Below are 276 nucleotides of genomic sequence, written 5' to 3'. Positions count from 1 at the left end.
TTCTCGAATTCGAGTCGCATATTGCCGTGGCATTCGCACGCCGCGGCCGCGAGCCGCAACCGGTCGATCTCGATTTGGCCTCGTCGATCAGATTTGATCGCTCCTGATGCGCGCAGATCGCGCATCAGGAGCGTCACCGTGGTTCGTCGCACACCGAGCATTTGCGACAAGGTCTCCTGGGTGAGCGGAAGAACGTCGTGGTCGATGCAGTCGCAAAAATGGAGTAGCCATCGGACCATGCGGTCTTTGACCGGATGCAGTGCATTGCAGGCCGCG

The 276-nt window shown here is 59.8% G+C and carries 1 protein-coding gene; it reads right to left on the bottom strand.

The features are described from left to right. On the bottom strand, window positions 1-276 hold a 276-nt coding region (locus AC5ZGW_RS47895), incomplete at both ends, for a Crp/Fnr family transcriptional regulator (RefSeq protein ID WP_496114369.1).

It is taken from the genome of Bradyrhizobium sp. Crot121, assembly GCF_059512385.1.
Note: the sequence above shows the minus strand (reverse complement) of the source record. Positions and strands in the feature narration are given on the sequence as shown.